Here is a 19,524-nt window from a genome sequence, read left to right on the forward strand (position 1 = left end):
ACCCGCGTCCCCGGTGGGCCGGCCCCGGAGCGGCCCGTGCGGCCGTCGCCCCCGTCGCCGCGCCGATCCGCCGGGGAACCCCCCGCGGACCGGCGCGGGACCACTCACCCGCCGACGCCGCCGGGGGACGGGGGCAGGTGCCGGCGCAGGAAGTCCGCGAGGGTGCGGCTGAGTCGTACGCGGTGGTCCGACAGGTCGTGGTCGGCGGGGAACAGATGGTCTTCGAGGCGGTCGACGGGGTGGGCCCGGTAGGCGCTCACGACCGGATCGTGGTGGAACGGGGCGGGGGTCACGTCGTCGCGGCCGGTGCCGATGAGCAGCACCGGGCGGTTCGCGAGCCGCGGGGCGAGCCCGGCGAGACTCCATGAGTCGCCCGCTTCCTCCATCTCGGCGAGGAGGGCCTCGGCGCTGGTGCCGCGCAGCGGGGCGAGGCCGCCGCGCCACAGGTCGAGGTACCACGCGCGCCGCGCCGGATCGGCCCGGGAGTCCGCGGCCGCCCACCCGAAGTCGAACCCGGACACCGAGGCCACCGCGGCGATCGACGGGTCCGCCGCGGCGGTCATCAGCGCGGTGAAGCCGCCGGCGCTGTGCCCGGCCACCGCGAGCCGTTCCGGATCCAGCCGATGGGCGGCCGCGAACTCCGGCTCCCGTACGGCGGTCGTGACCCGCGTGGCGTCCTCGAGCAGGTGGGCCCAGGAATAGGAACCGCCGATCCCCCACGAGCCGCGGTAGTGGAAGACCAGGGACGCGTAGCCGGCCCGGCGCAGCGCCTGCGCCACGTCGAAGTTGCGCTCGTTGCCGGGGAAACCGTGCAGCAGCACGACGATCGGGTGCGGCCCCGGGCCCGCCGGAACGTGCAGCACGCCGAGCAGCGTCTCGCCCGCGCTCTCGAAGGCCACCGCCGGAGTGGTCGCGGCCGGCGTCATGTCCGGGGCCGGGTCGGTCATCAGGAGATCGGGCACGCTCACGCTACCTCCGCAGGTCGAAAGGGCTGGCGCGAGACTAGCAGTAGATCGAACCGATCGGTACGATCTCCCCTCGGGCCCGAGGCGGCTCCCCCGTAAAGGGGAGGCGACCGCCGGGGGTTCACACCGCAGGGGGTCCTGTCCGATCGGCGCCTCCGGAAGGCTCGCCAGGGTCAGATCGGCTCGACGCGAGGTGCTGGTGCGGATGGTGCGAGATTCGGCGGGACCGCCGACGGGTGTGGGCGTGGGGTGGAGCGCGGCGCGCCGGATCGCCGGTTACGGCGCGGCGCTCAGCATGGCGTCCTACCTGGTCGTCAAGGTCGTCTGGGTCGTCGCGGCGTTCGTCGGCCGGGCCCCGGAGGGCTTCGGCACCGCCGGCTGGGTGACGCTGAACGCCGTCACCGTGGCGATGGCGACGACCGGGGTCGGACTCGGGCTGGCGCTGGCCCAGCGGTGGGGACGCCGGCTGCCCGCCGTTCCGGTGGTCTTCTTCTCCTGGGTCGGGGCGGGCTTCCTGGTCCCCATGATCCCGTACATGGCGGCCGGCGGCCTCCTCGGCGCGTCGGGGGCCGACGCGGGCGGTGCGCGGGACGGTTCCGGCCTCGTGCCGCGGTGGGAGACGGCGCTGATCACCGTCGGCTTCACGGGGATGGCCCTCGGGCTGGCCGTGGCCCTGCCGATCTATCTGCGGGAGCGCTGGCCGCGCGCCTTCCTCGGCCGGCTGCGCGGCGGCGGGGCGGGGGCCCGGCCGCTCGTCACCGCGGCGATCGTCGCGACCATCGGGCTGGGCGCGCTCTGGTCCTCCTGGGCACTGGGGAGCACGCTGGGCCTCGACCCGGCGCACCGCGAGGACGGGGATCTCAACGGGCGGCTGCTGAACGCGACCTCGGGACTGTGGGCCCTGATCGGCGCGTGGAGCGTGGGGGCGCTCACACGCGGGCGGCCCGGCCGGCTTCGGCGGTGGCTCCCGATGAGCCTCGCCTTCGCCGGATCGGGCTCGCTGTTCGCGTGGAGCGGCTGGAAGCTGGCGATGGTGATCCTGCGGCCGGGAGGTTTCACGACCGCCGAGTACACGGGCGTCGCGATCGCCGAGCACGCGCTGGGCGTCGGCCTCGGCCTGACGCTGCTGACGGCGGTCCTCCGGAGCGTCCGGCCGGCGGGTCCTGAATCGCCGAACCATCCGGCCCCGGCCGGGACGGGCACCCGTACGGCGGGTCCCGGTGCCGGGGGCGGCTGACCGCCCCCGGGGGAGGGAGCCGTGTCAGCCGTGGGACAGGCAGTTGCTCGGGGCCGCGTGCGCGGGGTCGAGGGCGTTCTCGACCTCGTGCAGGGCCACCGGGTCGAAGGCGATGGCGACGTGCTCGGAGACATCGGTCGGGCAGAGGTTCTGCAGGAGGACGTTGTGGACGCCGGACCCGCTGAGGAACTGCGTGGCGTACGGCGTGACGACCTCGTCGTACCTACTGGAGATCACCGTGTAGGAGACGCCGGGGACCGTGTCGCCGCCGGCGTTCAGCGTGGTCAGCAGGCTGGAGCCGACGACCTGGTCGACGCAGGCCGGGCAGCCGGAGTTCAGCAGGTCGAGGGCGCCGGGGAACTGCGCGGCGAGGGTGGCGAGGCCGTCGAGGGTCGTCCCGTGGTTGGACGGGGCCAGCCCGACGAGCGTGTGGACCTTGGCGGCGCCGCCGAGGAACTTCAGGTAGTAGCGCGGCATCATGCCGCCCTGTGAGTGCCCGACGAGGTCGGCCTGGGCGGCGTTCGTGGCGGCGAGGACACCGGTGACGAACGTCGCCAACTGGCCCGCCGAGCTCGCCACCGGCGCGACGGCGCGCAGGACGGGGACGCCCGGCACCTCGCCGTACGTGAGGGCGAAGACGCAGTAGCCGCGTGCGGCGAGGGCGGGCGCGACGGTGAGCCAGTTGACGCTGCCGCTGGCGAAGGTGCCGTGGACGAGGACCACGGGCCGCGGGTGCGCCGCGGAGGGCCGGCACGACCAGTCGTTCGCGCCGGGGACGCCCGGGGCGGCGAGCGCCTTGGCGGCGTCGACCGGGTCGGCGGCGTGCGCGGCGGTCGACACGCCGGTGAGCAGGACGCAGGACAGGGCCGCGGCGGCGGTGAGGCAGAGCGTACGGAGGAGGCGGGGGCGAGGGGGCACGGTTCCTCCCGGAGGGGGTGGCGGGGGAGTGCCGTTGTGAACCGCGTCACGTAATCAGGCACTTATGGAGGGAAGTTACCTCCGGGTTAACAACCTGACCAGCGCGTCACAAATAACGGTCAAGTAACAAAAACTCGGCAGTAACCAGCGGGGCCGCGAAAGGATTCCGCAGCCCCGCCATCCTCGCCACCCGCCGTCAGGACGAGGGGATGTCCAGTGCCGTGCCGTAGAGACGGTCGACGCGCAGCCGGATCACCAGCCGCCGGTCGGCCACCATCTGCGTCAGGAAGGCCGCCCGCTCGTCGGCGCTCTCGAAGGGCGGGACCATGCCGAGCAGTTCGAGCCCCGTCGGGTCGCCGGGCGTGGTCGTGACCGGGGAGAGTTCGGCGGTGCCCTCGGCCACGGCGAACGACCAGTGGTCCTCGCTGGCGACGTACAGCGCGCTCCGCGGGTCCTTGCGCAGGTGGCGGACCTTCAGCCGGTCGGCCGTGGTGCTGATCCGGGCGACGCGCTCCCGGCCGTCCCACGAGTAGAGGACGGTGGACAGGTGCGGGTGGCCGCTGCTCTTGTTCGTCGCGAGGGCCCCGAACTGATGGCCGGCGAGGAACCGCACGAGGGCCTCGTCGGACAGCGCGACCGGGGCGGGGCCCGATCCGGGGGTGTTCTCGGTGTCGCTCATCGGTTCCTGCTCTCAGTGGACGGATGCGGGAGCGGTGGGGACGTCGGCCGGAGCCTCGGCGCCGGCGGGCGCGGCCGTCGTGCGGCGGGGCTGCCGCAGCACGGTCAGGGCGAGGACGAAGGCGACGGCGAGCAGGCCCGCGCCGATGCCGAACGCCAGGTGGAACCCGCCGGTCAGCGCGGCCGCCCGATCGTGCCCGTGCGCCGCCAGGCCGGTGGTACGGGCGGTCGCCAGCGTCGACAGCACCGCGACGCCGAGCGCGCCGCCGACCTGCTGAGCGGTGCTGAACAGCCCGGACGCGACCCCCGCGTCGTCCGGCTTCGCGCCCGACATGCCGAGGGCGGTCACCGCCGAGATCGCCAGGCCGAACCCGCCCGCGAGCAGCATCGTCGGCAGCAAGTCCGCGACGTAGTCGGCGTGCGCGGGCAGCCGGGTCAGCAGCAGGAGGGCCACCACCAGCGACGCCAGGCCGGTGAGCAGGACGAGCCGCTCGCCGAACCGGGCGATCAGCCGCGCCGACAGCAGCAGTGACACGGTCGCGATCATGCCGGCCGCCGGCAGCATCGCCAGGCCGGTGCCCAGCGCGCCGTACCCGAGCACGTTCTGGGCGTACAGCGCGATGAGGATCTGGAACCCGAACAGGGCGGAGACCATCAGGATCTGGATGAGGTTGGCGCCCGAGACGTTGCGCGAGCGGAACATCCGCAGCGGCAGCAGCGGGGCGGCGGCCCTGGCCTGGCGCAGGACGAACCCGGCGAGCAGGGCGACGGAGACCGCGCCGAGCCCGAGCGTCGACGGGGCGGTCCAGCCGTGGCGGCCGGTCTGGACGATCGTGTAGACGGTCAGCATCAGCCCCGAGGTGACCAGCACGGCGCCGACGGCGTCGGCGCCCGCGCCGAGCCCGAGACCGCGCTCGGCGGGCAGCACCCGGACCGCCAGGGCGATCGTCGCGGCCCCGATCGGCAGGTTGATGAAGAAGATCCAGTGCCAGTTGATCGCCTCGGTGAGGACTCCGCCGAGGACCTGGCCGATCGAGGCGCCGGCGGCCCCGACGAAGCTGAACGCGCCGATCGCCGTGCCGCGTTCCCGTGGCTCGGGGAAGAGCGTGACGATCATTCCGAGGCCCACGGCCGAGGTCAGCGCGCCGCCGACGCCCTGCACGAAGCGCGCGGCGATCAGCGTCTCCTGGTCGGTCGCGAGGCCGCACAGCAGTGAGGCCGCGGTGAACACCGCCAGGCCGGTGACGAACACCCGCTTGCGGCCGACCAGGTCGCCGAGCCGCCCGGCCAGCAGGAGCAGGCCGCCGAAAGCGATCATGTAGGCGTTGACGGTCCAGGTGAGGTTCGCGGGGGAGAAGTGCAGGTCCCGCTGGATGGCCGGCAGCGCGACCGTCACGATGCTGCCGTCCAAGATGATCATCAGGCTTCCGGCGCACAGCGCGACCAGCGCCGCGGTGCGCGAACGGACAAGGGGTGTGGTCATGGGGCGTCTCCCGGTATGTGGGTGGGCAACCGAGATAGGACGCTAGCAAATAGTTTTGTTGTAGACAATCTCTATCGGACTTAACTCCGTGGCTGGCGTGCCCTCCGGATCGGCCGCTCGCACTCCACCGGCGTCGCCAGGTGGCCCTCGGCCAGCCGGGTCAGCGCCCGGACGAGCACCTCGCGCTCGTCCTCGGGCAGCGCCTCCAGGGCCTCGCGGTGCACTCGGTCGGCGATGCGCGTCCCCTCGGCGACGGCCCGCTCGCCCGCCTCGGTGACGGAGATGATCCGCGCCCGGCGGTCCCGGCTCGACGGCCGGCGTTCGGCGAGCCCGGCCTTCTCGAGCTCGTCGACGGTGACGACCATCGTCGTCTTGTCGAGATCGGAGATCTCGGCCAGCTGGATCTGGGTGCGTTCCTCCTCCAGCGCGTGGAACAGCACGCAGTAGCCCCGTGGGGTCATCCCGATCTCGGCGAAGGCGGCGGTCATCCGGGTCGCGAGCACGTGCCCGGTGTGGGTGAGTAGGTAGGACAGGTCCGGCGCGGTACGCGAGGGAGCGCTCGTGGTCATGCCCCCAATCTAACAAGTAGCGGATTATCTGTGACCGTACGAATGACGGCCGTCAGTGATCGGTACGCGGATGGTCAGCGGAGGCGCCGAGTCTTCCCTCCATGAACGACTCCTCCGCCGGAACCGCGGCCAAGGCGGGCCGCCGGGAGTGGATCGCGCTCTGCGTGCTCCTGCTCCCCCTCCTCCTCGTGTCCATGGACGTGTCGGTGCTGTACTTCGCCGTCCCGTTCATCAGCAGGACCCTCCAGCCGACGAGCACCGAGCAACTGTGGATCTTCGACATCTACGGGTTCGTGCTGGCCGGGCTGCTCATCACGATGGGCGCGCTCGGCGACCGGATCGGCCGGCGCCGGCTGCTGCTGATCGGCGCGCTCGGCTTCGGCCTCGCGTCGGTGGCCGCCGCGTACGCGCAGAACGCCGGGATGCTGATCGCCGCGCGCGCCGTCCTCGGGGTCGGCGGCGCGACGCTGATGCCCTCGACGCTGGCGCTGATCCGCAACATGTTCCACGACGAGAAGCAGCGCGGCACCGCCGTCGCGATCTGGTCGGCGGCCACCACGAGCGGCATCGCGCTCGGCCCGGTCCTGAGCGGGCTGCTGCTGAACCACTTCTGGTGGGGCTCGGTCTTCCTCATCAACACCCCGGCCATGGTGCTGCTCCTCGTCTTCGCCCCGTTCCTGGTTCCGGAGTTCCGGAACCCGGCGGCCGGCCGGTTCGACCTGCTCTCCTCGGTGCTCTCGCTGGGCGCGGTACTGCCCGTGATCTACGGTGTAAAGGAGATCGCCGCCGACGGCGTCGACCTCGTGCGGGTACTGAGCATCGTCGCCGGTCTGCTGGTCGGCGCGGTCTTCATCCGCCGCCAGGCCCGTCGCCCCGACCCGATGATCGACCTGCGGATGTTCCGCAACCGGGGGTTCAGCGGCTCGATCGTCACCAACCTGATCGCGATGTTCGCCATGGTCGGCTTCGCGATCTTCACGACGCAGTACCTGCAGTCGGTGCTCGCCATGAGCCCCCTGACCGCGGCCCTGTGGAGCCTGGTCCCCTCACTGGGCGTCGGCATCGCCGCGCCGCTGGCCACCCAACTGGCCCGCCGGGTGAACCGGGCGTACGTGATCGGCGCGGGCTTCCTGGTCGCCGCGCTCGGCTTCGTGGCGCTGACGCAGGTGCGGGCGGACTCGTCGGTCGTGGTGATCCTGGTGGGCGCCGGGGTGTACGCCATCGGCCTGGCCGTGGTGATGACGCTCGTCACGGACATGGTGCTGGGCGCCGCGCCGCCCGAGCGCGCGGGGACCGCGTCCGCGCTGGTCGAGTGCGGTTCGGAGTTCGGCGGCGCCCTCGGCATGGCGATCCTCGGCAGCGTCGGGACGGCGATCTACCGTCGGAACGTCACCGACGCGCTGCCCGCGGGACTGCCGCACGACGCGGTGCACGCCGTACGGGAGACGCTGGGCGGCGCGCTCGCGGTGGCCGGCCGGCTGCCGGGCGGAGCCGGCACGGCGGTCCGGCGGGCCGCGAGTGACGCGTTCGTCGACGGCATGCACGCCGCCGCCGTGGCGGGCGCCGTGGCCATGGTGGGCGCCGCCCTCCTCGCCCTGCTGGTCCTGCGCCGGGCCGAGATCGCCCAGCCGACCGATCGGTCCGCCGCCTCCGACCCCGCCGGCGCCGAACCCGCCCTGCGCGGCTGACCGCCGGACCTCACCGCTCCACGGGCCGGGAACCACCCGTCTCGGCGGAGCGGCGGACGGCGTCCAGCAGCCGGTGCACGCGGACCCCGTGCTCGAACCCCGGTACGCGCCGGGTCCCCTCGCGGATGTCCTCGGCGAGGCGCGCGTACAGCCGGGCGACGTTCCGGGCGAGCACGGGAGTCTCGCCCGGAAGGTCCACGGAGGCCCCGCCCGTACCGCGTGCGGGCGCCTCGCCCGGGACACGCACGGGAGCCCCGCCCGCGCCGGGCGTCGAGGTCAGGTCCGGGATCCGGCCGTGTCCGGCCGGCACGGGCAGGTCCCGCCAGGGGTCGCCGGCCTTCCGCGCCTCGTACAGCCGGGGCTCGCCGACCTGGATCTGCGCGGCCCGCCAGTCGCCCGCCGCGACCACGGTCAGGTCCCCCTCGGTGCCGGTGAACTCCAGGACGGTGCGGCTCTCGCCCACCTTCGCGTCCTGCAGGTGGACGGCGGCGACCGCACCGCCGGCGAGCCGGCCGTGCAGCACGACCTGGTCCGGGCTGGTGGCCTCCACCGTCGCACCGGTCTCGGCGACGGTGTACCGGGGACGCGAGACCGACAGGGCGGCCGAGAGCTCGGTGAGGTCGCCGGCCAGGTACTCCAGGGTGTCCAGAGTGTGTCCGCCGACGACCTCCAGGAGGCCCGCGCCCTGAGCCGGGTCGAGGGTGTAGGCGGCCCAGGTGGGGATCTCGCCGCTCGCGCCCTTGCTCCGCGCGGCGTGCACGTTGACCGCCGTGACCCGGCCCAGGTGCCCGCCCGCGATGAGCTCACGGGCGTACGTGATCGCCGGCGCGTACCTCGCCTGCAGGCCCACCGCGTCGTGCACCCCGGCGGCGCGCGCGGCCGCCGCCAGGCGTTCCGCCTCGGCGGTGGTGAGGCCGAGCGGCCACTCGCAGTAGACGTGCTTGCCGGCCGCCAGCGCCGCGCCGACCAACTCGGCGTGGGCGGCCACCTTGACGGTCACCACCACCAGGTCGACCTCGGGGTGCTCGGCGAGCCGGCGGGCGTCGGTGAACGCGTGCGCGGCGCCGAAGGCGCGGGCGGCCTCGCGTGCGCTCTCCGGGCGGCTGGTGCCGACCGCGGTCAGCTCGTACGCCGGGAGAGTGCGCAGCGCGGGAATGTGCGCGGCCGCCGCCCAACCGCGCTCGGGCGAGGCTCCGACGACGCCGACGCGAATCTGGTCCATACGCGCTCTCCTCCAACTAACCGGACTCGGTTCGTCCGTTCAAGGCTCGTGAGCGTACGATAAGCGGACCTGATTCGTCCACTTATTGTCGGAGCGGCTCGGCGGCCGCACCGGAGCCACCGGCGGAATCCACGCCCGGCCCGCGTGGTTGACGATCTCCGGGACCGGGCGCGCGTCGTGATTCGGGAAGCGCCGGTCAGGATGAACAGGTAGGCCAGGATGCACGGTGAGTACAAGGTGCCGGGCGGCAAGCTCGTGGTCGTCGACTTCGACGTCGATGACGGGAGACTGCGGAACGCCCGGGTCAGCGGCGACTTCTTCCTCGAACCGGACGAGGCGCTCGACGCCATCGACGACACCCTGAACGGCCTGCCCGTGCACCTGGAGGCGCGGGACATCGCGGCCCGGCTCGACGCGCGGCTGCCGACGGGCGCCGTGATGTTCGGGCTCTCCACCGAGGCCGTCGGCATCGCGGTGCGCCGGGCGCTGACGGACGCGACCGACTGGCGCGACTACGACTGGCGGCTCATCCACGAGGACCCACAGGACCCGGCGCTGCACATGGCCCTGGACGAGGTCCTCACCGAGGAGGTGGCGGCCGGGCGCCGGCCCCCGACGCTGCGCGTCTGGGAGTGGGCGGCGCCGGCGGTGGTGATCGGCAGCTTCCAGTCGCTGCGCAACGAGGTGGACGCCGACGCGGCGCGCCGGCACGGCGTGACCGTGGTCCGCAGGATCAGCGGCGGCGGGGCGATGTTCATCGAGCCGGGCAACACGATCACCTACTCGCTGTACGCCCCCGACGCGCTCGTCCAGGGCATGACGTTCGCCGACAGCTACGCGTTCCTCGACGACTGGGTGCTCGGCGCGCTGGGCGAGCTGGGCATCCGGGCGTGGTACCAGCCGCTCAACGACATCACCTCCGACCAGGGCAAGATCGCGGGAGCGGCGCAGAAGCGGCTGAGCTCCGGCGCGGTGCTGCACCACGTGACCATGTCGTACGACATCGACGCGGACAAGATGCTGCAGGTGCTGCGGATCGGCCGGGAGAAGCTGTCCGACAAGGGCATCGCCAGCGCGAAGAAGCGGGTGGACCCGCTGCGCCGCCAGACCGGCCTGCCCAGGTCCCGGATCATCGACCGGATGATCGCGCACTTCCGGGGCCGGTACGGGCTGACGGAGGACCGGCTCACCGACGACGAACTCCAGGCGGCGGCCAAGAGGGTGGCCGCGAAGTTCGGTACCGCCGAGTGGACGGCCCGCGTGCCCTGACCGCCTTGGGGGTCCGCGAGACGGGGCCCGACGCGCTTCGGTTGGATGGTTACGGAGGGGGCACGCGAAGAGAGTGCTTTCTTCTCAGTTCAATGAAGGGGAGACGAGGATGTCCGACCGCGTTCGGCTGGATGAGACGGAACAGTGGCAGGCGCTGCGAGCGCACCGTCAGGAGATCGGTGAGCCGCCGTTGCGCGAGCTGTTCGGGGCCGACCCCGACCGGGGCCGCCGATACGCGTTGGAGGCCGGCGACCTCTATATCGACTACTCGCGGCACCTGGTCACCGATGAGACGCTCCGCCTGCTGCGCGAGCTGGCGGAGACCCGCGACGTCGCCGGGCTGCGGGACGCGATGTTCGCCGGGAAGAAGATCAATGTCACCGAGAACCGCGCGGTGCTGCACGTCGCGCTGCGCGCGCCGCGCGACGCGGTGATCGAGGTCGACGGGAAGAACGTCGTCCCCGAGGTGCACGCGGTGCTGGACAAGATGGCCGCCTTCGCCGAGCGGGTCCGGTCGGGCGAGTGGAAGGGCCACACCGGCAAGCCGATCCGCACGGTCGTCAACATCGGCATCGGCGGTTCGGACCTCGGCCCGAAGATGGCGTACGAGGCGCTGAAGCCGTTCAGCGACCGGTCGCGCGACTTCCGGTACGTCTCGAACGTCGACGGCGCCGACCTGCACGAGAACATCCGCGACCTCGACCCGGCCGAGACGCTGTTCATCGTTTCGTCCAAGACGTTCACGACGGTCGAGACGATCACGAACGCCACCTCCGCGCGCCGCTGGCTGCTGTCCGCGCTGGGTGACGACGCGGCGGTCGCGCGCCACTTCGTGGCGGTGTCCACCAACACCGAGCAGGTCGCGAAGTTCGGCATCGACCCGGCCAACATGTTCGAGTTCTGGGACTGGGTGGGCGGCCGCTACTCCCTCGACTCGGCCATCGGCCTGTCCCTGATGATCGCGATCGGGCCGGAGCGGTTCCGCGAGTTCCTGGACGGTTTCCACCTGATCGACGAGCACTTCCGCACGGCTCCGCCGGAGCGCAACGCGCCGTTCCTGCTGGGCCTGCTCGGCCTCTGGTACGACGACTTCCACGGCGCGCAGACCCACGCGGTGCTGCCCTACAGCCACTACCTCTCCCGCTTCACCGACTACCTGCAGCAGCTGGACATGGAGTCCAACGGCAAGTCGGTGGACCGCCAGGGCGAGCGGGTGGACTGGGACACCGGCCCGGTCGTGTGGGGGACGCCCGGCACGAACGGCCAGCACGCCTACTACCAGCTCCTGCATCAGGGGACGAAGCTCATCCCGGCCGACCTGATCGGCTTCGCCCGGCCGCTCGAGGAGCTGGGGGAGCTGGCCGACCAGCACGACCTGCTGATGGCGAACCTGTTCGCGCAGGGCCAGGCGCTGGCGTTCGGCAAGACCGCCGAGGAGGTCGCCGCCGAAGGGGTGGCCCCCGAGCTGGTGCCGCACCGCACCTTCCAGGGCAACCACCCGACCACGACGATCCTGGCGAACGAGCTGACGCCGTCGGTGCTCGGCCAGCTCATCGCGCTGTACGAGCACAAGGTGTTCGTGCAGGGCGCGATCTGGAACATCAACTCCTTCGACCAGTGGGGCGTGGAGCTGGGCAAGGCTCTCGCCAAGCGACTCGAGCCCCGGCTCACCGCCGAGACCGCGGACACCTCCGACCTCGACGGCTCGACGGCCACCCTGGTCGAGCGGTACCGCACGCTGCGCGGCCGCTGACCGGGCCAGGAGCCCTTCGTCGCCGGGGTCCTGCGCCGACCGGCTCTGGAGCCTTTCGCGGCCGGGGCCCCGCGCTGATCGGGTCAGGCGCCCTTCGCGCCCGGCCGCGGCGCCGACCGGCTCAGGAGTCCTTCGCGGACGGGCCCTTCCGCGACCTCGCCCGGGGCTTGCTCTTCGCGGGAGGCGTGCCGTCCGCCAGGGGCTCTTGCTCCGGCTTCGGTCCCGCGACCGGTACGTCGCGGGGCGTGCTCGTGGCGGCGCGCCTCGGCCGCGCGGGCGGCGCCGCCGCGTCCGGTGCCCCGCCGACCGGGCTCCCGGACGCCGGCGGCGCGTCCCCGGCCGGGTACTCGGCGGTCGGCGGCGCGTCCCCTACCGGGTATGCGGGTGTCGGCCGCGTGCTCGGGGCGGCCGGCGGCGCGTCCCCGGTGGGCGACGGGGGCGGAGGTGTCTCGTCCCGTCGCGTACGACGGCGGCGCCCCGGGGAACCGTTGCGCCCGAACAACCGGTGGTCCAGCGTCAGCCGCCCGCCGCCGCCCGCCGCGAACAGCAGCGAGGCCAGGCCGAGGACGAGGACCAGTTCGAAGCCGTTGCGGGGCGTGCCCTTGTCGACGACGAACACCCCGTGCGCTGCGTGGACGAACACGAAGGCCCCGGCCATGTCCAGGAACAGCAGCGTGCCCGCCACCGGCAACGCGAGGCCGAGGATCAGCGCCGCCCCGCCCAGCAGTTCGACGAACGTGGAGTAGACGGCCGCGGCCGTCGGCGCGGGCACGCCCATCGCGTCGAAGTCGTGGCCGGTCGCGGTCACGCCGACCTGGATCTTCTGCCAGCCGTGGGCCAGGAAGACCACCCCGATCCCGCACCGGGCGAGCAGGGCGACGGCGTCGTACACCGGCCGCCGGGACGTGGCGGCCCTCTCCTCGCGCTCCTCGCGATCGTCGGTCCAGAACGCGTTCATGTCCTCGGGCGACGTTTCCATCGGACGATGATCCTTCGAGAGTCGAATCGCCGTCCACCCGGTTCCGGAAACAGGCCACGTGCCCATCCCGCCTGTCATCATGAGGCCTCATGGATCACGAGGGCATCATCGATGACGGGTCGTTCGCCGGGGACGGCCGCGCGGAGCCGGTGGAGACGAGGCCCGGGGAGACGGGGCCCGACTACTCGCTGGAGCGGCGGCTGATCGACGCCGGGGCCGCGCGCGTCGCCGGGATCGACGAGGTGGGCCGGGGCGCGTGGGCGGGGCCGGTCGTGGTGTGCGCGGCCGTCACGGACCTGACCGAGCCTCCCGCCGGGCTGACCGACTCGAAGATGCTCACCGCCCGGCGCCGTGAGCGCATCGCCGAGGAGCTCCGCGGCCGGCTGCCCGCGTACGCCATCGGCATGGCGAGCGCGGAGGAGATCGACGAGGCGGGCATGACGGAGGCGCTGCGGCGGGCGGCCGTACGGGCCCTGGAGGCGCTGCCGGACCGCCCGGACGCGATCATCCTGGACGGGAAGCACGACTACCTCGGCGGAGCCTGGCCGGTGCGCACCGAGATCAAGGGCGACCTGCGGTCGGTCACGGTGGCGGCCGCCTCCGTACTGGCCAAGGTGCACCGTGACACGCTGATGGCCGGGCTGGGGCACGAGGAGTTCGACTTCGCGCGGAACGCCGGGTATCCCTCGCCGACGCACCAGGAGGCGCTGCGCCGGCTCGGGCCGACACCGCACCACCGGCTGTCCTGGTCCTACCTCGACGACCTGCCCGAGTGGCGGCACCTGAAAAGGCACCGTCCGGACATCGAGGGCCAGCTCTCCCTGATCTGACCCGTACGAGCCGGGGTGGCCTGGCAGAGGCGGTGGCCCGTCCCCGCGGGTGATCCGTCCCCGCCGGTGGCCCGTTCTCAGCCGGGTGAGCGGTCAGAGCCAGCCGTTGTGGCGGGCGGCCCGTACGGCCTCGATGCGGTTGCGGGCGCCGGTCTTGCCGATCGCCGCGGACAGGTAGTTGCGCACGGTGCTCTCCGACAGGTGCAGGCGCCCGGCGATGTCGGAGATCGTCGACCCGTCGGCGGCCGCGGACAGCACGTCGCACTCCCGTGGCGTCAGCGGGCTGGGTCCGGCGCTGAGGGCGGCGGTGGCCAGCTCGGGGTCGACGACGCGTTCGCCCGCGAGGATGCGCCGGATGGCCGCCGACAGGTCCTCGACGGGGCCGTCCTTGACGAGGAAGCCGCTCGCGCCCGCCTCCATGGCGCGGCGCAGGTAGCCGGGCCGCCCGAACGTCGTGACGATCAGGATCTTGCAGTCCGGCAGCGCGGCGTGCAGGTCGGCGGCGGCGTCGAGGCCGCTGCGTCCCGGCAGTTCGATGTCGAGCACGGCGACGTCGGGCCGCAGCTCGAGGGCGGCCGGGAGGATCCGGTCTCCGGCGGCGACCTGACCGACGACCTCGAAGTCGTCCTCCAGGTTGAGGAGGAGGGCGAGCGCGCCGCGCATCATGCCCTGGTCCTCCGCGAGCAGCACCCTGATCAAGAAACGGTCTCCTTCAGTGGCAGCGTGATGGTGAGCAGGTAGCCCCCGCCGTCGGCCGGTCCCGCCTCGAGGCGGCCCTCCGCGCCGCCGATCCGCTCGACGAGCCCGCGCAGGCCGTTGCCCTCGGAACCGCCGGAGAGGACGGTCCCGCCGCGGCCGTCGTCGCGGACGGACAGGACCGCCGCGTCGTCCCGCCGGGCCACCGAGATCTCGCAGTTGGCGGCGCCGCTGTGCCGGATGACGTTCGTGACGCCCTCGCGCACCGCCCAGCCCAGCAGGGCGTCCGCCTCCGTCGGCAGCGGGGTGCCCTCCATGCGGACCAGCGCCGTGATCCCGGCGTCCCGCAGCGCGGTACGGGCGCCGTCGATCTCGGCGTCGAGCCCGCGGCCACGGTAGCCGGTCACCGCCAGGCGTACCTGCCGGAGCGCGTCCCGGCCGATCTCCTCGATGTCGGCGGCCTGCTCGGCGGCGAGCCCGGCGTCGCGGTCGGCGAGCTTGCGGACCGCCTGCGCCTTGACGACCATCACCGACAGCGTGTGCCCCAGCAGGTCGTGCAGGTCGCGGGCGAAGCGCAGACGCTCCTCGGACACGGCGGTCCGGGCGAGTTCCTCGCGGGTGTCGCGCAGCTCCCGGATCGCGGCGAACAGGCGCAGCATGGTGGCGACGATGAAGCCGGAGAGCAGGCTGCCGTACCAGACGCCGAACGCGTCCCCGGACGACGCGCCCCGGGCCCAGGCCAGCAGCGCCGCCGCGACGGCCAGCGGCCCGATCACCAGCACCGGCCAGGGCCGTCGGCCCCAGGGGATGACGACCCCGCAGGCCAGGGCGAGTGTGGGCGTCAGCGAGCTCATCCCGTGCCCGAACCAGCCGATCATGGTGAAGGCGTCCACCCCGGCCGCGACGAGCAGGACGACCGCCCGCCGGTCGCCCGGACCACGGCGGAAGCCGTACCAGATGGCGGTGACGATGAGGAGGATGTAGATCGTCAGCAGGGGACCGGACGCCCATACCGGCCGGGCCTGGCCGTGCAGCACGCTGGAGAACGCGGAGTACCCGACGAGGAGCCACGGGTACATCCCGTACGGGCCGGGGCCGTCGTCGATGTGGCTCGCGATGTCCGTGGCCGGCCCGGTGACGTCGTCGCCGGCCTCGGGCCCCTGCCGTTCCTGCTGCACGCCGCACACTTTAGGGGGGACGCGGTCCGCGGCGTAGATCGGTCCATCCCGGTATCCGGCAGGACAAAAGTCCCGCCACGCGCGCTCCCTAAGATCGCGGACGCCGAAAAGGTGCTAGACCGGTGTTCGTGGATTGGATGCGTGACCATCTCGAGCGGATAGAGCGGCACAACACGGACGCGCTGGAGCGCGCCAGCGGGCTGCTCCTCGACACCGTCCTCGGCGGCGGCCTGCTGTACCTCGGCGGATCGGGCCATTCACTGGCGATGGTGCTGGAGGGCTTCTTCCGCGCGGGCGGGCTGGCCTGCGTGTACCCGCTGTCCCGGCCGGAGATCTCGGCGCTCAACGGCGCGTGGCCTGCGACGGAGGCCGAGCGCCGCCCCGGCCTGGCCGCTCCGGTTCTGGAGGCCGCGGCACCACGGCCGGGCGACCTGGTGATGATCTTCTCCAACAGCGGCACCAACCCGTACCCGGTGGAGCTGGCGACCACGGCACGGTCGTACGGCCTGCCGGTGATCGCCATGGTGTCCGGGCCGTCGATGGCGGCGGCTCCGCCCCGGGCGGGCGTGAAGCTCGGTGAGGTCGCGGATCTAGTGCTCGACACCCTGACCCCGCCGGGCGACGCCTCCTATCCCACCGAGGCGCCGCGCACGGCGGCACTGTCCTCATTGTCATGCGTTTACCTGTGGAACCTGCTTCTCGCCCGGATGGCCGACCGCGCCGAATTGCCGCTCTGGGTCAGTGCGAACGTTCCCGGGGGAGATGAGCGCAATGCCGAACTACTGGCCCGGTACTCGGAACGGGTGCCGGTGCTAAGAACGTCGGTTATGGGGTAAGGACCTGACCTACTTGGAGGTGGCGTCATGGACAAGACGGTCAAGGCGTTGCTGTCGGAGGCCGGACGAACCTTTGCCGAAGAGGCCGGGATTCCGCTGAAGGATCAACCGGGCGCGCTGTTCAAACTCCTCGTACTCGCCAATCTCCTCAGCACCCGGATCAGCGCCGACATCGCGACCGCCGCGGCGCGGGAGATCTTCGAGGCGGGCGGGGGAACGCCGCGCGGCATGACCAGGCTCACCTGGCAGCAGCGCGTCGACGCGCTCGGCCGGGCGCACTACGTCCGCTATGACGAGAGCACCTCCACCCGGCTCGGGGACATGGCCGAGCTCGTCCTCGAGGAGTACGACGGCGATCTGCGCAAACTGCCGCTGAAGGCCGAACGCGACGTGGGCCACGCGAAGGAGCTGCTGGAGGAGTTCCCCGGCATCGGACCGGTGGGGGCCGACATCTTCTGCCGCGAGGCGCAGGCCGTATGGCCGTGGCTGCGCCCGTACCTCGACGACCTGACGCTGAAGGGCGCCGAGCGCGTCGGCCTGCCGAGCGATCCCAAGCGCCTGGCCGACCTCGTCAAGGACCGCGACCTGGCGCAGCTCTCGGCCGCCCTCGTCCGCGTCGCCAAGGACAAGAAGCTCGCCGATCAGGTGGCGAAGGCTTAGTGAGCAACGCGACCCGCGCCCGGCCGGCCGGGCGGCCTCGGCCGGAGAGCGCCCGCCAGGGGCATGGCCACTGTCCGATAACGGTCTTGATAGGGACGCGCCACGCAATGGGTCCTGCCATTCGACGCCCAAGCTGCGCTATACACGTCCTCAGGCATGAGGGAGAGCGATGCGACCGTTCGGCAGATCCCGATCGCGCCCTCCGGTGGCGCGTGATCTGTTCGAACGTGCCCGCTGGCGCTATTTCCAGATCCAGCCGGGTCTGCGGAGGCTGACGTTCCTGCTGTTGGTCGTGGGATCGGCGGCTGTGGCGATCGTCGCGAATCTGCCGTTGCTCACGACCGTCGTGTTCGTCGCGACGCTCCTGCTGGTCGTCGACTTCACCCTCCGCTCGCCGAGCGGAATGGCGACGGCCTTCGTCGTCGCCTGCTGGCTGGCGGCCGTGATCCCGCTGAGCCGCCTCTACCCGGACGGCGGCCATGAGGCCGTCTTCCTCGCGGCGCTGGCGCTCCCGGTCGCGTTCCTCGCCCACCGCATCCACGCGTACGCGCCGTGGCGCACCGCGGTCCTCTCACTGGGACTGGCCGGCATCGTGGCCGCCGCGCTCGCCCACCCGCTGCCGAGGCTGACCGCCGCGCCCGCCTGGGCGGCGGCGTTCGCCGTCCTCGGCTACCGCTGGTGGCAGGCGCGCCGCATCGTCCCCGCCGAGGCGTACGACACCGGCTGGGCCCAGGAGGACTACGCGGAGGACGACGAGTACGCCGCGCCGGGCCAGACCCGCGCCGCCGAGGAGGTCCCCGACATCTCGGTCGACGAGGCGTTCGCCGAACTCGAGGCGATGATCGGCCTGGAGCCGGTGAAACGGCAGGTCCGGTCGATCGCGGCCTCGATCGAGGCCGCGCGGATGCGGGCCGCGGCCGGGTTTCCCACCGAGAAGCCGATGCGGCACTTCGTGTTCGTCGGGCCGGCCGGTACCGGCAAGACCACCGTCGCCCGCGCCGTCGCGCGGATCTTCTACGCCTTCGGGCTGCTGCCGACGCCGCAGGTCGTCGAGGTGCAGCGCGCCGACCTGGTGGGGGAGTACCTCGGCGCCACCGCGATCAAGACGAACGAGGTGGTGGAGCGCTCCCTGGGCGGCGTGCTGTTCATCGACGAGGCGTACTCCCTGGTCAACGCCGGTGACGGACAGCCCGACCGGTTCGGCAGCGAGGCCGTCCAGACGCTCCTCAAACGCGCCGAGGACGACCGCGACAACGTCGTGATCATCCTGGCGGGCTACGAGGACGAGATGGAGGGCTTCCTCGCCTCCAACCCCGGCCTCGCCTCGCGGTTCGGGACGCGCGTGAAGTTCCCCGCGTACGAGCCGGCCGAACTGCTGCTGATCGCCGAGTACCACACCGGCCTGCGCGGCGACCGTCTCGGCCCGGACGCCGGGCCCTGCCTGCGGTCGAAGTTCGAGGAGGTCTCCCGGCGCGGCGTCCTCGACGAGCTGGGCAACGGGCGGTTCGTGCGCTCCCTGGTCGAGTCCGCGGCCCGCGCCCGCGACGTCCGGATCGTCCATGCCGGCGCCGAACCCGCTCCCGAAGACCTCGTCACGGTCCACGCGGTCGACGTCGAGATCGCGTTCGCGGAGCTGACCGAGCGCTACCGCGGCTACGCCGAGACGCCCACCCTGGAGGAGGCGCTCGCCGACCTGGACGGCATGATCGGCCTGGAGCCGGTGAAGCGCCAGGTCCGGGCCATCGCCGCGCAGCTCCAGGTCGCGAAGCTGCGCGAGGAGCAGGGGCTGCGCACGCATCCGCCGACGCGGCACTTCGTGTTCGCCGGGCCGCCCGGCACCGGTAAGACGACCGTCGCCCGGGTGCTCGGCCGGGTCTTCGCCGCGCTCGGCCTGCTGGCCCGGCCCGAGGTCGTCGAGGCCCAGCGCGCCGACCTCGTCGGCGAGCACCTGGGAGCGACGGCGATCAAGACCAACAAGGTGATCGATTCCGCGCTCGGCGGGGTCCTGTTCGTCGACGAGGCGTACTCCCTCGTCAATCCCGGCTACTCCGGCGGCGACGCGTTCGGCATCGAGGCGGTGCAGACCCTGCTCAAGCGCGCCGAGGACGACCGCGAACGCCTGGTCATCATCCTCGCCGGCTACGACGCGGACATGGACCGGTTCCTGCGGTCCAACCCGGGCCTGGCCTCCCGCTTCGCCGAACGCGTGGCGTTCCCCTCCTACGGCCCCGACGAACTGCTGGAGATCGCCCTCACGATCGCCGAGCGGGCCGGTGACACCTGGGAGGAGGACGCGCTGGACGACCTGGCGGGCGTCTTCCAGCGCGTCTGCGGCCTCGGCCGGATCGACGAGCTGGGCAACGGCCGGTTCGTGCGCTCGCTGTACGAGAAGGCCTGCGGCTTCCGCGACCTGCGCGTCGCCGAGCTCGGCGCGGATGTCACCACCGCCGACCTGACCACCCTGACCACCGAGGACGTCCGGGCCGCCTACACCGACCTCGCCCGCCACCACTGATCGCCGGTACGGCGAGGACACCGCTGTCGGTGGGGCGCGCTAGCGTGC

At 72.7% G+C, this 19,524-nt stretch carries 17 protein-coding genes; 8 read left to right on the forward strand and 9 right to left on the reverse strand.

All coding sequences use genetic code 11. The annotated features are described in order from the left end of the window. Positions 1–104: 104 nt before the first annotated feature. Positions 105–968, reverse strand: coding sequence for an alpha/beta fold hydrolase (locus AB0L00_RS12005; protein ID WP_364431977.1), 864 nt, complete (start codon positions 966–968; stop codon positions 105–107). 202 nt (positions 969–1,170) lie between these two features. On the opposite strand from AB0L00_RS12005, the gene AB0L00_RS12010 reads away from it, so the two are divergent. Further along, complete coding sequence (locus tag AB0L00_RS12010) at positions 1,171–2,202, forward strand: hypothetical protein (protein ID WP_364431980.1); 1,032 nt, start codon at positions 1,171–1,173, stop codon at positions 2,200–2,202. Positions 2,203–2,226: 24 nt separating this feature from the next. Here the strand turns inward: AB0L00_RS12010 and AB0L00_RS12015 are convergent, their stop codons facing one another. The 4 genes from AB0L00_RS12015 to AB0L00_RS12030 form a co-directional block, all read right to left on the reverse strand. After that, entirely contained in the window at positions 2,227–3,120 is an 894-nt protein-coding gene (locus tag AB0L00_RS12015; protein ID WP_364431983.1) for an alpha/beta fold hydrolase, read from the reverse strand. Between the two features lie 196 nt (positions 3,121–3,316). Continuing rightward, on the reverse strand, positions 3,317–3,799 hold the full coding sequence (locus AB0L00_RS12020; RefSeq protein WP_364431985.1) for a PPOX class F420-dependent oxidoreductase: 483 nt from the start codon (positions 3,797–3,799) through the stop codon (positions 3,317–3,319). Between the two features lie 12 nt (positions 3,800–3,811). Continuing rightward, positions 3,812–5,281: a DHA2 family efflux MFS transporter permease subunit gene (locus tag AB0L00_RS12025; RefSeq protein ID WP_364431988.1), complete on the reverse strand. Its 1,470-nt coding sequence runs from the start codon at positions 5,279–5,281 to the stop codon at positions 3,812–3,814. Between the two features lie 80 nt (positions 5,282–5,361). Next, positions 5,362–5,850: a MarR family winged helix-turn-helix transcriptional regulator gene (locus tag AB0L00_RS12030; RefSeq protein ID WP_345353839.1), complete on the reverse strand. Its 489-nt coding sequence runs from the start codon at positions 5,848–5,850 to the stop codon at positions 5,362–5,364. Positions 5,851–5,951: 101 nt separating this feature from the next. On the opposite strand from AB0L00_RS12030, the gene AB0L00_RS12035 reads away from it, so the two are divergent. Further along, a complete protein-coding gene (locus AB0L00_RS12035; RefSeq protein WP_364431991.1) occupies positions 5,952–7,538 on the forward strand; it encodes an MFS transporter in 1,587 nt (528 codons plus the stop codon). A 10-nt stretch (positions 7,539–7,548) separates the two neighbouring features. Here AB0L00_RS12035 and AB0L00_RS12040 read toward each other — a convergent pair whose 3' ends face one another. Then, positions 7,549–8,760: a Gfo/Idh/MocA family oxidoreductase gene (locus AB0L00_RS12040; protein WP_364431993.1), complete on the reverse strand. Its 1,212-nt coding sequence runs from the start codon at positions 8,758–8,760 to the stop codon at positions 7,549–7,551. A 219-nt stretch (positions 8,761–8,979) separates the two neighbouring features. On the opposite strand from AB0L00_RS12040, the gene AB0L00_RS12045 reads away from it, so the two are divergent. Both AB0L00_RS12045 and pgi read left to right on the forward strand, forming a co-directional pair. Beyond that, positions 8,980–10,029: a biotin/lipoate A/B protein ligase family protein gene (locus AB0L00_RS12045; protein ID WP_364431996.1), complete on the forward strand. Its 1,050-nt coding sequence runs from the start codon at positions 8,980–8,982 to the stop codon at positions 10,027–10,029. A 109-nt stretch (positions 10,030–10,138) separates the two neighbouring features. After that, positions 10,139–11,782 carry a glucose-6-phosphate isomerase gene (pgi, locus tag AB0L00_RS12050; RefSeq protein WP_364431999.1) on the forward strand — a complete coding sequence of 548 codons (1,644 nt, stop codon included), beginning with the start codon at positions 10,139–10,141 and terminating at the stop codon, positions 11,780–11,782. Between the two features lie 121 nt (positions 11,783–11,903). Here the strand turns inward: pgi and AB0L00_RS12055 are convergent, their stop codons facing one another. Next, positions 11,904–12,761 carry a DoxX family membrane protein gene (locus tag AB0L00_RS12055; RefSeq protein WP_364432001.1) on the reverse strand — a complete coding sequence of 286 codons (858 nt, stop codon included), beginning with the start codon at positions 12,759–12,761 and terminating at the stop codon, positions 11,904–11,906. A gap of 89 nt (positions 12,762–12,850) precedes the next feature. Here AB0L00_RS12055 and AB0L00_RS12060 point away from each other — a divergent pair, with 89 nt between their 5' ends. After that, positions 12,851–13,591, forward strand: coding sequence for a ribonuclease HII (locus AB0L00_RS12060; RefSeq protein WP_364432004.1), 741 nt, complete (start codon positions 12,851–12,853; stop codon positions 13,589–13,591). Between the two features lie 93 nt (positions 13,592–13,684). On the opposite strand, the gene AB0L00_RS12065 is transcribed toward AB0L00_RS12060, so the two are convergent. Beyond that, complete coding sequence (locus AB0L00_RS12065) at positions 13,685–14,290, reverse strand: response regulator transcription factor (protein WP_364432007.1); 606 nt, start codon at positions 14,288–14,290, stop codon at positions 13,685–13,687. Next, a complete protein-coding gene (locus tag AB0L00_RS12070; RefSeq protein ID WP_364432010.1) occupies positions 14,287–15,465 on the reverse strand; it encodes a sensor histidine kinase in 1,179 nt (392 codons plus the stop codon). Before AB0L00_RS12070 ends, AB0L00_RS12065 begins: the two co-directional genes overlap by 4 nt. Positions 15,466–15,602: 137 nt before the next feature. Between AB0L00_RS12070 and AB0L00_RS12075 the strand changes: the two genes are divergently transcribed. From AB0L00_RS12075 to AB0L00_RS12085, 3 genes are all read left to right on the forward strand, one after another. Then, positions 15,603–16,301 carry a sugar isomerase domain-containing protein gene (locus tag AB0L00_RS12075; RefSeq protein ID WP_364432013.1) on the forward strand — a complete coding sequence of 233 codons (699 nt, stop codon included), beginning with the start codon at positions 15,603–15,605 and terminating at the stop codon, positions 16,299–16,301. 27 nt (positions 16,302–16,328) lie between these two features. After that, the gene (locus tag AB0L00_RS12080; protein ID WP_364432016.1) at positions 16,329–16,961 is read left to right on the forward strand and encodes an endonuclease; all 633 of its coding nucleotides are present in this window, start codon (positions 16,329–16,331) and stop codon (positions 16,959–16,961) included. A 169-nt stretch (positions 16,962–17,130) separates the two neighbouring features. Then, the gene (locus AB0L00_RS12085) at positions 17,131–19,476 is read left to right on the forward strand and encodes an AAA family ATPase (protein WP_364432019.1); all 2,346 of its coding nucleotides are present in this window, start codon (positions 17,131–17,133) and stop codon (positions 19,474–19,476) included. The last annotated feature ends 48 nt before the right edge of the window (positions 19,477–19,524 follow it).

The organism is Actinoallomurus sp. NPDC052308, assembly GCF_040679195.1.
Classification (GTDB): Bacteria; Actinomycetota; Actinomycetes; order Streptosporangiales; family Streptosporangiaceae; genus Actinoallomurus; species Actinoallomurus liliacearum.